A 15639-nucleotide genomic window follows, 5' to 3' on the forward strand; every position below is an offset into this window, starting at 1 on the left:
GACCTAGACACAAGGACAGGACTTGTCCCTTTCTGCAAAGCGAGTCAGACCGGGCTGGCGAGGATCGAAGTTGGCGAGGATCGAAGCGAGCTGCACACGTTCCCGGCGGAGTTCGGAATGCTCGTTGCCCGACGTCCAAAAATCTGCCTGCCGTGCTTGAAGGACAGTGATGCAGGCACGGGCCCGGCCTTGGATGATCGAGCGCGGATTGCCGATCAGAATGACGAAGAAATTGCAATCCTTGTCCTTCTCAGACAAACAATCAGCCCGGCAACAGCTATATTTGTGAATCAGTCCGCGAAATCATTTGTTGTCGCACCTCGCGACTGAAATGCCTTCAATCCGGTGATGCGAAGGAAGCAGAACCAACTTGCCACCTTTGAGCTGGTCTGACGACAAGGGCAATTTGACCAAGGAAGGGCCGATGCCGATCAACTATCCCGCGGTACTCAATCTCAAAACGAACTCCGCTCCCTATTCGTGGAGCGATCGTGAGGTTATGCTTTATGCGCTTGGTATCGGCATGGGCTCAGATCCTCTGAATGAAAAGGAGCTGCAATTCGTCAACGAGGCATTCGCAACACCCAAGCCGCTGAAGGTGATTCCGACGTTTGCTTCGGTCTGCGTCTGGGGGGCTCGACCCGGCATCATCGACCTCAACCGCGTCATGATCGTTGATGCCGAACGCGACATCACGTTTCACAAGCCGATTCCTGTCATGGCCAGCGTTACCGCGGATGCTCGCGTGCGCGGGGTATACGACAAGGGCAAAGAGAAAGGCGCGATCATTCAAAACGAAATCGTTGTCAGGGATGGCACTGGAGAGAAGATCGTCACGATCGTTTCGTCGACTTTTGCGAGGGGCGATGGTGGCTTTGGTGGACCATCGAAGGGAGAAGGCGAGCCGCATCGGGTACCCCGCCGAGCGCCGGACGGATCAATCGATATCCCGATCCGGCCCGACCAATCGCTTATCTATCGTCTGTCGGGTGATCGGAACCCTTTGCATAGCGATCCGGAATTTGCCCGCCGGGGTGGTTTTCCCCGGCCCATTCTCCATGGTATGTGCACGTATGGCCTGACCTGCAGGGCCGTGTTGGCGACGTATGCCGGCTACGATCCCTCTGCTTTCCGCCGTCATCGTGCACGCTTTTCGGCCCCGGTGTTCCCGGGTGAGACCATCACGATCAATTTATGGAAGGACGGAGATTCGATTTCATTCGAAGGTCATGTTCGAGAGCGCCAGGTTACCGTCGTGAAGAACGGGCAGACAGTTCTAGGCTGAACGTTTTCCGGACCCGCTCCGCCCAAACTGGGACGAGCGGTATCATTGTCAGAGACGCGACGACGGAGAACGATTGCGCCTGCGAGATCACGTCTAAGATTCCTTCGGTATTCGCTTGGGGCGAGGCCAAAGCGCGCTTTGAACAGTCTGCAGAAGTGAGGCAGGCTTGCGAATCCAGACGAGTAAGCGACCTCGGAGATGCGTTCCTCTTCCATGCACAACCGCCAGGCGGCAACAGACAGGCGGATCTCCATAAGCAGTTTACTGAAGGTCGTTCCATTGTCAGCGCAGGTTCTGTGGATCGTGCGCGAGGAGCACTTGAACTCGTTCGCCGCATGCAGAGGACGAAGTCCCTCTCTGTCGATGTTGCAGCAGATGAACTGAATAATCCCGCTCATCCGGCTCTCAGCGGTTGAGATGCTCCGTTGTCCGGCTACCAGGAACTCGAGGGACTTCTGCAGGCGACTACCAAGCATTAATGCGAACCCTGCTGCAGGAGCCTCGGGCAGATCTTGACCGTGCAATTGCCGCGTCAGACAGCCGGTTGTGGAGCTGATGAAAAGGTTTTGGGATGTGGGGTTCAGGACAGGTCGTTTTGGACCTCATTGTTTTATTTCCGCTCCATCAACCCGGGAAATCGATCGGAACTTGCGCACGCCGCGCCGACCCGCTGCTGAGCGAAGGACACTGACGCGCGCGACAGGCGCGGAAAGGTTCAACTGCCAAATCCGCACACAACTGTGCAGCGTCTATCGCGTTGGTCCGGATCAATCGAGCAGGTCTCATCTGAACTGCTGGGGCGTTGATTGCGGGGGTGTCATGGCCATAACAGATGCGTCGCCAGTGCTAGCAATCCGCATGCCGCAAAGAGACGTGCGAGCTTTGCTTGAGAGGGCGAGTCTATTGCTTCGTGCCGCCGCAGGCGGAATACTCGCGCCTATCAGCGGCCAGTCGATGTGCGTCAGCCGCTCGTGCGGGGTACCCGACAACGCCTATACGACTAAACGCCGGGTCTTCTTAGATTAATCGTCCGGGTTCGCGCGCAAGATCTTACATTCATCATCGTCAGCGCAGAGAAATTATCCCGTTCCGAGAGGCGGGTGCCAACGGTCGTCCCGAGTGAAGAGTATTCTCTTTGCGGAAAACTGGACTGAAAGATTCAGCGCATATCCCGGTTGGAGTTAGGTCATCCACTGTAACAGCCCGAATTGCAGGCGTCCATCCTGCTTTCCGCATCAGCCGAAACACTGAGCTTTACCAAGCAGCCCAATGAATTCGTCCGCAAATCGTCACATCACCTCAAAGGGTAGGGCTTCCCGGTTGTTTCTGCGATTTTCTCCAAGATGCACTTGCATAGCCGCTCTATATGGCGGGCCTCGTGCGCCACTGTAATGCACACCCGAATCCCCACCTGCCCGACCGTTGGGGAGAACGTCCCCAAGGTATAGAAGCCGCCGTCGAGGAGTCCTCTTGCGATTGCGATCGCATTGGCCTCGGATCCGATGGCGATTGTTCTGATCGGCAGTGAATTGCCTTGCCCGGCGGTTGCCACACGATGGTCAAAGTGCTCGATGCGTTGCGCTAGTCGCGCTTGCCGCTGACCAAGTTCTGCCGAGCGGTGAATTTTGCACGACCCAAGCGCCGCGCCAATCGCCGCTGGGTTGGGTGCCACCGAACGCACGCCGGGAATGGAGTAACGTCGAAACAACGACTCGTCGTCGGCGGTTCCAAGCATCAACACTCCGCCCGATGCACCGAAGCCCTTGGCCAGCGAGGCCGCTATGATCGTCCGCCCACCGAGCTCTTGCGGCAATTGAGAGCGCGCAAATCCTTCACCATGCCGTCCGAAGATCGATAAGCCGTGAGCATCGTCGATATAGAGATAGAGCCCATAGCGTTCCTGGAGGTGACGCAGTTCCTTGATGGGCGAATAGTCTCCCATTGAATAAACACCGTCGCATACATAAGCGACCACAGGGTTTTCACGGCAGATGCGTTCGAGAGCGTCGATATCATTGTGGACTATCGTTTCCACGCTCGTTTCATCCGCCATCGGCCGGCAGGTGAGCGAGGTGTGTGCAAGGCTATCAAACACCAGGACGGGCTTCGCTCCGCCCGTCAATTGGCCCGAGGCAAGGATGGGCATCGTTGCCAGATTGGCTAGCGTAACACTGGAAAAGGCAAGCACGCGCGCGCGGAACATCTCGGAAAGACATTCTTCAAGTTCTCGCAGAAGATCGCAATTGAGCCGTGTTCGGGCCCAGGACCAATCCAATGACCGCTGCGCCTCGATGGCCTCGATCGCCCCAGCGACGATCACCGGATGATTGTCGAGGCCTAGATAAGAGCTTCGCACGAAGTCGATTACCTGAGGGCCGCTGTCAACCGGAGGCTGCCTATGCAAATGTTGAGTCAAGCAGTGAGGCGCTGGCGGCTCCACTGATGCATACGCAGAACAGACTCTGGGTCCTGCCTGCACCGGACAGCTTCGCCTAGTTCTGCTCGCCTAACAGTCCGATGCCGAGGAGGTCTGACGGGGCGAACAGCACATGGCGGATTGCGCTGCCGGTGCAGGCGAGCGGCACAATACAGGTCTGGCGGCTGGCGCGGTGCTTTCGGCCCGCGCTGGCCCGCATGATGAACGGAACGTCTCAGCGGATCCTTACAGTCCCGAATTGGAGATCGCCATGCGCACTGCCCTCAGCTTGATCGCGATCTGGTTGCTGATCAACGTACTGCTCTATGTCATGCTGACGCGCGTCGACAAGTTTGCCCGATGAAATAGCTCGGAAGATTGTACCTCGCATTTGGAGGTAAGCGTTCCAACGGCGAGCGGTCCTCTGTTCCGGAACTTGGCCGCAAAAGATCCGACGGTGCTATCTGACACTCGGTCTTGTCGACATCGCCTGTCTGCTTGGCAACCAATGTCGACAAGCGGACACCGTCGTGCAGCCCTAAGCGGCTGAAAATTGCGACGCTTTGGTCGGCATGCAGCTTGCAGTGGACGGACCGCGAGATAGCGCGAGCCGAGCCATGTCATGCGTTGCGTACTTTCCGCAGCTTCTGCTTGACGCGCCAGGCCCGTGTGGCCGCACGACCTCAGCCGGAGCAAGTCCATGAACACGTTAGTCCTCTCCGCAGCGCTGCTTTCGATTGCCTGCTTCACCTCCGCTGCGCTTTCACAGGAGCGTTCACTTTCAGAGGAGCGAAAGGCTGCAGCGGTCACTGAGGATCCATTCCTCTGGCTCGAGGAGATCGAAGGGCAGGGCGCATTGGCATGGGCCCGTGCCGAGAATGAGAAAACACTCGGCGTGCTCCAATCAGATCCTCGCTATCACCGTTTCTACGAACAGGCGCTCTCAATCTTGCAGGCCAAGGATCGAATTCCATATGTCTCCCTGGGACGTCACGGGTTGGAGAATTTTTGGAAAGATGAGGATCATGTGCGCGGCATCTGGCGGCGCACCACGCTTGAAAGCTATCGTCGCCAGGACCCTCGTTGGGAAACCATCCTTGACGTGGACGCCTTGGCGGTGGCCGAGAACAAGAACTGGATCTTTCAAGGCGCCAGCTGTCTTCCGCCTGAAGAGCGCCTCTGCCTGATCAGCCTTTCAGACGGGGGCAAGGATGCCGCGTTCCTACGCGAGTTCGACCGTGAGGCAAAGCGCTTCGTTGCGGACGGCTTTTATCTTCCAGAGGGCAAACAAAGCGTCAGCTGGGTCGATCGGGACACGCTCCTTGTTGCACGGGACTGGGGCGAGGGCTCCTTGACGCAGGCCGGCTACCCCTTTGTGGTCAAGGAGCTCAAACGCGCTCAGCCGCTCAGCGAGGCGCGCGAGGTCTTTCGCGGCGAACCGAACGATGTTCAGGCGGTGCCCTTGGTGCTTCGAGACAATGAAGGTCATGTTCATGCGACCGGGGTCATCCGAGCGATCGGGTTTTTCGAGCATGAGTACGTGCTCTTCCGCCCCGATGGGGTCGTCAAACTCAATCTGCCGAAGAAAGCGGAGATCGTAGGCCTCGTGAATCATCGCCTGCTTGTGAAACTTGACGAGGAGTGGACGCCGTCGGGTGATGTCAGCTTCAGTGCCGGCTCGGTGATTTCGTATGACCTGACTGAATGGAAACAGGAATTACTGAACGCCAAAGCCTCGCTTGTCTTCAAACCTAGGCCTCGTCAGGCCCTGAGCGGGCTAAGCTTCACAAAGAACCTGTTGATCCTGACGATCCTGGATAACGTTCAAAGCAAAGCGTTCGTTTACAAGTACGATCAGGGAGCCTGGTCGGCGACGCCGATCCAGCTGCCCGAACATACCAATGTCAGCGTGACAGCCGCTTCCGACGAGGCGGACCAGGCCATGTTCGCCGTCTCAAGCTATCTCAGGCCAACGTCGCTCTGGTATTTTGATGCCGAAACTCAAAAACTCGAGGAATTGAAGACGACACCGACTGCTTTCGATGCCGCCGAGCATGTCGTAGAGCAGTTCGAAGCGATTTCGCGTGATGGCACGGCAATTCCATATTCCCTGGTGCGGCCGAAAAACGGAAGGTTTGACGGCGCCATTCCGACCCTTCTTTATGGCTATGGCGGGTTCCAAGCTTCGCTGCTGCCCTCTTATCTAGGACCTGTGGGACGGCTCTGGCTCGAACAGGGCAATGCCTATGTCGTTGCAAATCTGCGCGGGGGCGGCGAGTTTGGCCCGCAATGGCATCAAGCAGCCCAGCGGGCGGCGAAGCAGACGACGTGGGATGATTTCATCGCCGTTGGCGAGGACCTGATCCGCCGCAAGATCACAAGTCCGCGCCGGCTCGGCGTCATTGGCGGCAGCCAGGGCGGGCTACTCGTTGGCACCGCAATCACCCAACGTCCCGAGCTCTTCAACGCGGCGATCATTCAGGTGCCGCTGTTCGACATGCTTCGATACACCAAATTGGGCGCCGGCGCCTCCTGGATCGGCGAATACGGCGATCCCGATTTCCCCGAGCAACGCGCGTGGATCGAAGGCTACTCGCCCTATCAGAAACTGGTGCCGGGCAAGCCATACCCCGCGCCTTTAATTCTGACCTCCACCAAGGACGATCGTGTGCATCCCGCGCACGGTCGCAAGGCTGCAGCAAGGCTCGCCGCCCTGGGCCAGCCTTACTTCTATTACGAGAACATCGATGGGGGGCACAGCGCGGCGGCCAACCTCATCGAAACGGCGCGTCGACTAGCCCTTGAATACACCTATGCCTCGAGGCGGCTTTGTTCTGAATAAACCGGCGGACGGACCAATCGAACCAGGCTCCAGACCATTCACGATCCCTGGTTACCGCGCCCGCCGGCTGAATCATCGAGCCGAGATGCGAAGCGATGCCCAGATCCAGCCAATCGACGGACCTGATGTTGCAGAGTTTAACGGGACTGGACGAATTCCTACAACGCTGGAGGTGCTCGAACGCAAGCCCGCAATGTCGAGCAGTCATGCAATATGACTAGTAAGGCGCCTTCTCATGAAGGATCGACCTTTTGCTGGGCCAGATGGCGATGAGTTGGCGTTCTAAATCTCAAGCCCGGTTTTGGCTTTGCTTGAGAGATCGCGCAGCGATGAACGCTGCACCGAATATGGAATCTGACTGTGTCTCACCGGCACCGGATCTGAAGGGGTATGTGCCTAGATCGACGGCTCGTCGACCGGCTGGGCAGCGAGCTAGGTCGTTTTGAATTCGCCGTGACAGGGCCAATACCTAGGAGGGCTCTTCCGTGGGCGTTTCCGGCGGCGAACGACGGCGGTCGTCGATGCCTGAGAAAATCGGCGCACACTGCAGAGCCCCACAACAGCTATCCCAGTGGGAGGCAGGAAAGAAAAATGCGCAAGCTACCGATCCTGAAAAGCCTCCATCTGTTTGAGGCTGTCAGCGAGTTTCCAAGCTTCTCACGGGCAGCCGAGCGACTGAACATGACGACCGGCGCGGTAAGCTACCAAATGCGCCTGCTTGAGGATTGGTTCGGCAGGAAACTATTCGTGCGCCATAGTTCGGGCGTGCGGTTGACATCCGACGGCGAACAGCTCAAGCGCAGCTGCGCGAGCGCGTTCACCATGCTCGAGAAGGGATGCTACGAGCTACGAAGGCGCCATGGAGGGCCCTCCGTCGTGGTCGGGTGCTCGACCACGTTTTTGTCGCACGGCCTGTTGCCCCGTATCGGTCGATTCCGCAAACTCTATCTGGACATTGACCTTGTCTTTGAGACCGAAGCCGATCTTGACGCGCTCGCTGTTGGTGCGTTGGACGTATTGTTTGTCGCCGGCCCACTGAAGCGGCCGCTTCCCGTCCGCGAGGTGCACGCTTCAAATGAGATGATTGGCCCGGTCTGTGCGCCAGCTATGCTCGAGGCGATCAAAAGCCCGGAAGATATTCTGTCGCACTCTCTGTTGCACGAGGCCGACAGGCTGGACGCCTGGAGCGAATGGGCCAGCGCAGCTGCAATATGCTTACAAGCATCGCGCAAGGTCGTCTTCGATACATTTTCTTTGACTCTGGAGGCGGCAAAAAGTGGGCTGGGAGCCGCAATATCCTCGCAGATTCTGGTCAGAAGCAACCTTGAGAAAGGAGAGCTGGTGGCTCCATTCGGCTTCGTGCCGGTCAATCGCTCAATCTACATGTTTGTCAACGGGCAAGCCCGCAATAGCGCGGCTGTCAAACAGTTTGAGCGCTGGGCGCTGTCAGAACTACTGGGCCGGGATCATCAGCCATCGGCTTTCGGAGCTCCAACCCGGCAGATCAAGCAAGCCGCTCGATTGAAGATTCCCGATCGGTTCCTGCTGGCATCGAGTCGTTGATGACCACCATGGCCTACAAGGTGCCGACCGTTCGAGCGTAAGGCGCCGGAAATCCGTGGCGCGCAGCCAGAAGATTAAGGATTGCAAACACATCGTCGACATAGGCGAGCCCATTCGCGTACTTCGCATGCTCTGGTAAAGGGCCTTCCTTTTCCAAAATCAGAACCGGCGCGGATTGATGATCCTGCCCGAGCCTCTCGATGAGCGCGGCTCGTGGTCTCGCCCAGGAAATCCGACGAACGTCCAGCCTCGCAGCGTGGCTTGGAAACGCGGATAGCAGCCCGTCCAATAGCAAACATTGCCAGCAGTAGAATTGTCGTCCCGGCAAGGCCGGATCCGAAAAAGGGCGTTCTAAAAGGAGCAGCTGATCCCATGGCATGGTGTGGATCCCTGATCTAGCGATCGGCAGGACGTGATGTTTGAGAATCCATTGATCTGACCACCGCGAAGGTCGCAACGGCGAAGGCAACAAATGCGCTCGCCGCACATAGGAGAACGATCGTGCCGAAAGCAATCCGATCACCTAGAAGCGACAAGGCAATGCCATTTCCCGCAACGCCGCTATAGGTGCAACATTGAAATAGCCCGGAGAGGCGACCGGCACGGTCCGGAGCCACTGAAGAAACCATGTGCGCGTGAGCGGCAGCCGCAAATATCTGGCCGAAACCAAGCATTGCGCTGCTGGACACGATGACCAAAGTCAGGCCGGCATCGAGTGACATCATTGCAAGGCATGCCGCAAGCAGCATCGCGGCTCCGGCAATAGTTGGCAAAGCGCCCAGCAGGTCGTAAATCGGCTTGACGGCCAGCGCGCCCAGCAAGGCCAATACGCCATTAGCCATGACGATCGTCAGTAGTACGCTTTTGTCGAGAACCCCGTCAGCTGTGGCATGTATCGCAGGATAGACGTTGATGATGCCGGCGCCGAGGTTGAGCAGAAAGACAGCCAAGAATGCGGGATAGAGGGGTGCCAAGTCCAGCACCGTTCCGGAGGGGCGCGCCTCAAGCACGGCTGGCGTCCTTCTGAACTGCTGCTTGATGCCAAGGAGCACGACCAATGACAGCATGATCGCTGATACATTGAAGGCCAAAACGCCAGGCAAGTGCAATTGGTCGGACAACATGGCACCTGCAAACATTCCCAAGAGATAGGTCAGCCAGTCGATATTGGCGATATTGCGCAGCACCGAGATCATGCCGTCTTCCGATGTGATACGACGAAAGAAAGCAATCTCTGCGGACAAATAGACCGGCTGGACCAGGCTCAGGACGGCCATTGCAGCATAGCTCAGAAACGAATCGGCTCCGTCGCTGCCGAAGATGGCGAGCAGCGCGCAGATGCGAACGGCATTGACGATCATCATGGCTGAGATCGGATCGCCCCTGTCGACCAACGGCGACAGGAAGAGGCTACCAAGCATGATCGGCGCAAAAGTGACCGCGATGCCGAGACCCGCGGCGCTCATGCCGGATTGCAGAAGGCCGATCAGGATGCCGATACGGAACGCCCAGCCGCCGATCTGGATGATCAAATGCGAGAGATAGATGAACTGCCGTGTGCTCCATCCGCTCATTGTTGACTTAGCTCATCGAGGATTTCGGATCGCTTGACGCGGAGGGACAGGTAGATGGCACTGGCTTCGGGATGCGACATCGGTGCGATGAGCCCGCAAGCCAACGATGAACGCTCTGGCAATAGACGGCTTGGCAAAAGGCATCTTATTACCTATCTACCTCCCTGTACCTCTTGTGGCGTTCGGTCACTCGCGATAAGACCGGCCAAGGCGCGTCGCTTGCCGATCAGTCTGTGTTGCGGCGGCCGCCGCGAAAGCATTCGCTAGACCGAGCCGAAGCTCTGAGATGCAGCCATCAATTCCTGAGCGATCCTGTCTCACGCTGCTCGAATGGCAAGAGTGCCGTGAGCCGCAAGCTCACATAGGCTTCGCGGAAGATGCAGTGGCTCGGTCCCGGCGCGAGGCAAGGTCAGCCTGCAGGCTTTTCTCGATGTGCTCGCGGGTGAGGAGGTAGTCCGGATCTCCCCCGATCTCGACAGCGACCGTCGCATGGTTCAATGAAATATCCGGCCGGCCCTCGTTGAAATACTCGATGGCGAGATTGTTGTGGGTGAGCGCATGCCGAGGGTTGAGTTCAAGGGCTCGAACATAGTGTGCGATGCTCTCGTGCGCCTTGCCAAGCTCGGAATAGGCGAGGCCGAGATTGCTCTGTAGGTCGGGGTTTTTGGGACTGATCTCGGCCGCCGCTAGATAAGACTCCAGAGCAGCTTTAGGCCTGTCCTGCCGCATCAAGATGTTGCCCTTCTCGAAATGAGCTCGCCATTCGTTTGGCTTGATGACAAGTGTCCTGTCGAGATCGGCCAGCGCACCAGCGGCATCCCCCATTCTGCTGTGAAGTGCGGCCCTGTTCAGGTGAGCCTCATAATAGGGTGGGCAAAGTTCAATGGCGCGCCCATAGGCCTCCAGAGCTTCAGCTTCCCTTCCAGCCACTTTCGAAAGCAGGTTGCCCAGGTCATTATGATACTCTCCATAGTAGGGATCATACGCAATGGCCTCACGCAACTGCTTCTCAGCCCGAGGAAGTTCGTCGATGAGTTCATAGACCTGGCTGGTGTTGTAGATCAAAATCGATTGGTGAAGCTTGAATCGCTCGTCGCCATACGCCTTGAGCATCTTGCCAAGGCCTTCGGCGCAAAGCGCGAGGGCTTCGTCGTACTTCTGCTGTTTGGCCTTGATGTAAGCATAGGCGTTCTCTGCAAACACCTTGATGTAGTCGTACTTGTCGTGCTCCCTGAAATCCCGCTCGATGGTCTCCAGGTTCCTTAACGCGTACTCTTCGGCCACCGTGAGGTTGACCGGCTGCTGGTAGCGTCCATACGTCATTGACTGGGCATACAGAACCGTTGGCGTGTATCGGCTCTTTGGGAACGTTTTGTAGAATTCGTCCAAATAGGGAACCGACACCCGCCCGCAGCCGAGTGAGTACAGCACAAAAGCCGCGTTGATGAAGGCAGCATTCACGCTGGCATCCCCGGAGCCGTAGGTGCGAAGCGCAGGGTCTGCGAAGATTTCCCCGAAGTAGCCAAACCAGAGATCGTACAGGCCAATGCTCTGGAGGATCTGACTTGGTTCTGCAAGCAGCTCTAGACGCTTGTACTTGTCCCGTACCGATAGCGCATGAAGCATCACGAGAGGCGCCTTGCCTGCCAGATAGCGCTCCAGGCACGCTTCGTGCAGTTGCTCGTGCAGATGATCTGCGGTCGCCGGCTCGAAGGTTGCATAGTTTCGCTGCGCGATCAGATCGGGCGTGGTGCAGTTGGATTCGATGTATGATTTGAGAAGGCTGTGGCGTTCCCCGGTATTGAGACTGGCCAGATAGAGGTCCACGGTCGCGGTCGGGTCGAGATAGCCGACGACTGGTAGCCCTGCCGCTGTGCATTTGCTCAAAGCCTCTGCAATCAACGGGTTGCCGCCACTTGCCTCATAGATCTGCCGGTGCTTCTCCGTGGGAAGATCCGGATCAAAGGTTGGCCCCAGCTCTTGCGAGCTATATCTACCGAAATGAACCTCGCTGGCGTCCGGGAAATAGAGCCGTTGTTCATAATCGATCAGAACGAACCGAAACAGCCGCGCGTCGTCGTCCAGCCTGACGAGCAGCTTGATCAGGTTCTTGGCCGAACCGGACAGGGCCGCCGCCCGATCGATGACGATGATGTGACGCTCGTTGAGCTGTCGGGCGCAGTTGATCAGGAATTCGGCTAGTCCGACCAGGAGCTTGTTTTGATATTCATGATGATAGAATCGGGTGCGTTCCTCCTTGCTCGAGGTATTGGTGAGATCCTTCGGCACGGTAAAGGCGTCGCTGTTTAGGAGGGGGAATAGCCGCTTCAAGGATTGTTGTGCCGCCTCAACCAGTTTGGGCCTGTTTTCCTTGGCCCACCTTAGTTCGGCGTCAATGAGCGCTTGCAGTCCGGCAAGATAGCCGCCGGTCCGCCAGTCGCCGTCAGTGATAGAGAAATTAGAATTGGAGCTTGTGAGTGCCGATTTGATCGTCGGCAGCGGCGCCATGCCCGCTTCTGCCTTTAAAATAGTGATCGCACTGAGCTCGACGGATGCTGATATGGCTGAAACCACGCGCTGTTGGATCAGATCAACCATTTTACTCTCCCGAACTGTCGCAAAAGAGGGTGGCCGAAACGACCACCCTCCGATGCCGCTATACTCTCATCAGGTAGATGCATCCAAGGCATCTGCCGCACCAACCTAGAGCGTACCCGTGTACGGAGTGGTGGTGCGGATCGTGGTCTTGATCTCAGCGATCTTCTTTTTCATCACGTGTTCCTTTCCTTCTCTCGCACGCCAGGCCCAAGCGAAAGTGCGGCCAGCCGTGCCGGACAAGAATAGTAAAGTTTTGCACCAATCCGCAGCGAGATTCCTTGGCAGTCGCTGTCAAAAAGATTGAACGCGCGGCTCGGATTGGCTGCCCATTCCGTTTGCGATGCGTTCAGTTAGCAATCTCAATCCGGGCTGCCTTGGGCCGGCTGGTGGCCGGATGCGCCTCGCCGCTAGAATAGGAGTGTCACGAGAATAGGCACCTTGTGCAGCTCCGCTGCTGCACGTGAATCTCCTAGTGTGGCTGGCTGATGATAGCCTCGCGGTCCCCACACAGGACGTGAACTGGTGCATGTATCCGTTGTGAGACTGCCCGAGACGAGAGCATGTTGCTTTGACCTGGGCTCTCATCGGGTACCTGGTGCCCCAAGCTCCCTTCGCAGAGGGAGCAGCTGGCGCCAACTTATTCAGGAAGGCTTCCGGTGAGACAATGGCGCGGTTCAAGTATGACAGTCTGGGGACATAGCTTGGCCAGAACCGGTCGGAATATGGATCTAAAATCTGAGCCGCCCTACCAGAAGTCAGAGTTTCAGCGCTGGCCTGCCTACCAATAAGGTGCGAGAGCGCTCTGATAACCGAATTGAGCTTCCGTGGAATTTGAATGATCGCATCGCACGCTCGCGTGATGCGATCAGTCTTCCCTGCCTTTAGCGCGTGTCCAGCTGCGTGCCTTTGGCGCCATCGATCGCCCAGGATTTGTACCCACTCGCAAATGACGAGCGACATCGATGGTTAAGCAGATACCCGCACTGACCGGTATCCGGTTTGTCGCGGCGGCAGCGGTCGCATTGTCTCACGGCGGCAGCGTGTTCTTGCAAGGACCGAGCCTCGGACTCGATATCAGCGTCGGGACACTCGGCCTGCTCGGAATGTCGGTCTTCTTCACGCTGAGTGGCTTTGTCATTCAATATAACTATGGCAGCTCGATTGTGAGGAGCCCGCGGAAAGCGATCCCGGACTTTCTCGTGGCGCGCATAGCGCGAATCTATCCTCTGTTTGTTGTTCTCTTTCTCGTCGAATTGCTGACTGGACCGTTTGTCTGGCCGTGGCTCCTCGGAACCGAGGCGCCGGCCGAAGGATTCTCAACGCACCTTGTCCCGTTTCAACTCGGGCTGGTTCAAACCTGGTTTTTCGCAAATATCGCCGGTGTAGCTCCCGTCTGGCAGTACGAGGAGGTCGGCATCGTCTCCTGGTCGGTGAGCACCGAGTGGTTTTTCTATCTCGTTTTTCCACTCGTTTGCCCTCTGCTTGCGCGGATCAGAACTGTGCCCGCCGCGGTTGTTTGCGCCGTCGGAGCCGTCTCAATCGAGCTTGGCATCGACCTTGCGGTGCTCATGTTGCAGGGCCGCATCAACCTGTTTGCGCTTCATGCCTATGGAACAGAGGCGGCTCTACCGAACTGGAAGAACACGCTGATCCTCTGGATCGTCTACTTTTCGCCGTTTTGCAGGGTGTGGGAGTTCGTTCTCGGCTGTTGCCTGGCAAGGCTCCATGAAGTGTGGTCGGAGCAGGATTTCAGGCCGTCTCGTGCTCTGCTCGACATCGCGGCATTTGTTGGCGTCGGCGCGATTAGTTGGGTGTTCTGGTTTACCGCCCACAAGTCGCCATTTGGGGCTTCCATGAACCTGTTCGATATTGCACGCAACAATATCGCCCTGGCGGCGCCGGTGGCGCTCATCCTTGTCGCGGCGGCACATCCCGTTAGCACTGTAGGACGGCTGTTGTCAGCAAGGTGGCTTGTCTTTCTGGGCGAGGCCAGCTTTGCCCTTTATCTTATACACATCATCATCTTCCGGCGTTTTCCGGTGGTGCGTTGGGAAACGTCGATCCAACTCCTTGGACATCTCGGTGCGTTCGCTCTCGCTTTCGCCCTGGCAACTTGCGCCGCGATCCTGTTGCATTTCGGCTTCGAGGTACCGGCCCGCAGGCGAATTCGCGGTGCCTATCAGGCGGCCTCGGCGGAACAGCGCAGGCTCCTGGTGCGATTGGGAAGTGTCGGCTTTGCCGCACTTGTTGGTGCGGCGGCCGCGTATGCACTGCGGGGTGCGGCCGGGAATGTCATCACGGAATCGGGCATTTCGGTCGTTTCCGGCACGTATGGCGGCAATTGCCGCTGGATGTCGGCGCGCGGCAACACCACGGATGCACTTGCAGAAGCGTGTAATGGTAAGAGCGAGTGTACGTCTCGTGCAGATGCCGTGCGGATTTCTGATCCTGCTCCGGATTGCGCAAAGGAGTTTGCCGTCGCCTGGTTCTGCAAGGGAGATCGCAGCATTCACTCCAGCTCGGCTCCGGATGCGGATGCTACGTCGTCGGCCCTGCAGCACTCCTGTAAGAAGGTGGCGCGCGATGATTGAGCCGCAGGCTGAACGGCCATCCGAATCCCGCTCCCCTGAAGCGAGGATCTGCGACGTCAGGGTGTTGCTGTCGGCCGCTGCACAAAAGACTCAACATCTCAGTCATCGGGCAAGAAAGTTGCGGACGTGACTGTCGCGGCGGACGAGCGTCGTTTTGCCGCCCATCTTGATGGCTGCGAGACTCTTAGCTAGATCACGAAGGTTCAACTGATGGAGATGCTGCCGTGGCAATGGGTATTGTGAAGTGGTTCAATTCCAGCAAAGGTTATGGCTTTATTCGGCCGGAGGACGGAAGTGCCGATGTGTTCGTGCACATCAGTGCCGTGGAAAAGGCCGGTTACAGCACCCTCGAAGAGGGGGCTCGGGTCAGTTACGAGCTCAAGGCCGGGCGCTCGGGTAAGACGTCAGCCGAGGATCTTCGGGTTGGCTGACTGACGTGCAACTCCGGGCTGCCCTCGGCAACTTGTGATCTCGCGCCTGTCTGGCGATGCCTTGTATCTGGTGCGCCGGGCGGTCCTTTACGACCGTCGCTTCCGACTGAGGCTTTGCCGCAAGCCCCGTGGCGGCTTCACTCAAGGCATTGCTCGCCGGTGCCACAGCAGTTCCGGATTCTGCCCACCTTGGAGCAGTATGGACCTGACACAATATCCTCGGTGCCATGAATGGTCCGAACCGTACACTCCTGCCCAGCGGGCCAGGAGTGTACGCCGCGCATGACCTTGTAGCAACTTGCTGCACCGGCCGACGCAAAGCTTGTGCTGTCGATTCTC

General features: G+C 57.7%; 11 protein-coding genes. 5 read left to right on the forward strand and 6 right to left on the reverse strand.

Annotated elements, in window-relative coordinates:
• Positions 1-3 precede the first annotated feature (3 nt).
• Positions 4-258, reverse strand: a complete 255-nt coding sequence (locus tag CK489_RS12490) for a hypothetical protein (RefSeq protein WP_095732537.1) — start codon at positions 256-258, stop codon at positions 4-6.
• A gap of 166 nt (positions 259-424) precedes the next feature.
• Here CK489_RS12490 and CK489_RS12495 point away from each other — a divergent pair, with 166 nt between their 5' ends.
• Positions 425-1285, forward strand: a complete 861-nt coding sequence (locus CK489_RS12495; RefSeq protein WP_095732538.1) for a MaoC/PaaZ C-terminal domain-containing protein — start codon at positions 425-427, stop codon at positions 1283-1285.
• On the opposite strand, the gene CK489_RS12500 is transcribed toward CK489_RS12495, so the two are convergent.
• Both CK489_RS12500 and CK489_RS12505 read right to left on the reverse strand, forming a co-directional pair.
• Positions 1228-1761, reverse strand: coding sequence for a helix-turn-helix transcriptional regulator (locus CK489_RS12500; RefSeq protein ID WP_095732539.1), 534 nt, complete (start codon positions 1759-1761; stop codon positions 1228-1230). The genes CK489_RS12495 and CK489_RS12500 overlap by 58 nt on opposite strands.
• 818 nt (positions 1762-2579) lie before the next feature.
• Complete coding sequence (locus CK489_RS12505) at positions 2580-3764, reverse strand: aminotransferase class I/II-fold pyridoxal phosphate-dependent enzyme (RefSeq protein ID WP_095732540.1); 1185 nt, start codon at positions 3762-3764, stop codon at positions 2580-2582.
• A gap of 637 nt (positions 3765-4401) precedes the next feature.
• Between CK489_RS12505 and CK489_RS12510 the strand changes: the two genes are divergently transcribed.
• Positions 4402-6543 carry a prolyl oligopeptidase family serine peptidase gene (locus CK489_RS12510; RefSeq protein ID WP_095732627.1) on the forward strand — a complete coding sequence of 714 codons (2142 nt, stop codon included), beginning with the start codon at positions 4402-4404 and terminating at the stop codon, positions 6541-6543.
• 591 nt (positions 6544-7134) lie between these two features.
• Positions 7135-8106, forward strand: coding sequence for a LysR substrate-binding domain-containing protein (locus CK489_RS12515; protein WP_158226435.1), 972 nt, complete (start codon positions 7135-7137; stop codon positions 8104-8106).
• A gap of 13 nt (positions 8107-8119) precedes the next feature.
• Here the strand turns inward: CK489_RS12515 and CK489_RS12520 are convergent, their stop codons facing one another.
• The 3 genes from CK489_RS12520 to CK489_RS12530 form a co-directional block, all read right to left on the reverse strand.
• Positions 8120-8485 carry a DUF3088 domain-containing protein gene (locus CK489_RS12520; protein WP_095732542.1) on the reverse strand — a complete coding sequence of 122 codons (366 nt, stop codon included), beginning with the start codon at positions 8483-8485 and terminating at the stop codon, positions 8120-8122.
• A gap of 16 nt (positions 8486-8501) precedes the next feature.
• A complete protein-coding gene (locus CK489_RS12525) occupies positions 8502-9680 on the reverse strand; it encodes an MFS transporter (RefSeq protein WP_095732543.1) in 1179 nt (392 codons plus the stop codon).
• Positions 9681-10037: 357 nt separating this feature from the next.
• Positions 10038-12278 carry a tetratricopeptide repeat protein gene (locus CK489_RS12530; protein WP_095732544.1) on the reverse strand — a complete coding sequence of 747 codons (2241 nt, stop codon included), beginning with the start codon at positions 12276-12278 and terminating at the stop codon, positions 10038-10040.
• A 962-nt stretch (positions 12279-13240) separates the two neighbouring features.
• Here CK489_RS12530 and CK489_RS12540 point away from each other — a divergent pair.
• Complete coding sequence (locus CK489_RS12540; RefSeq protein WP_095732545.1) at positions 13241-14869, forward strand: acyltransferase family protein; 1629 nt, start codon at positions 13241-13243, stop codon at positions 14867-14869.
• A gap of 224 nt (positions 14870-15093) precedes the next feature.
• Positions 15094-15300 (forward strand): cold-shock protein, encoded by a 207-nt coding sequence (locus tag CK489_RS12545; protein WP_050399875.1) that lies wholly within the window; start codon positions 15094-15096, stop codon positions 15298-15300.
• The last annotated feature ends 339 nt before the right edge of the window (positions 15301-15639 follow it).

It is taken from the genome of Bradyrhizobium sp. UFLA03-84 (assembly GCF_002289535.1).
In the GTDB taxonomy this organism is placed as follows: Bacteria; Pseudomonadota; Alphaproteobacteria; order Rhizobiales; family Xanthobacteraceae; genus Bradyrhizobium; species Bradyrhizobium viridifuturi.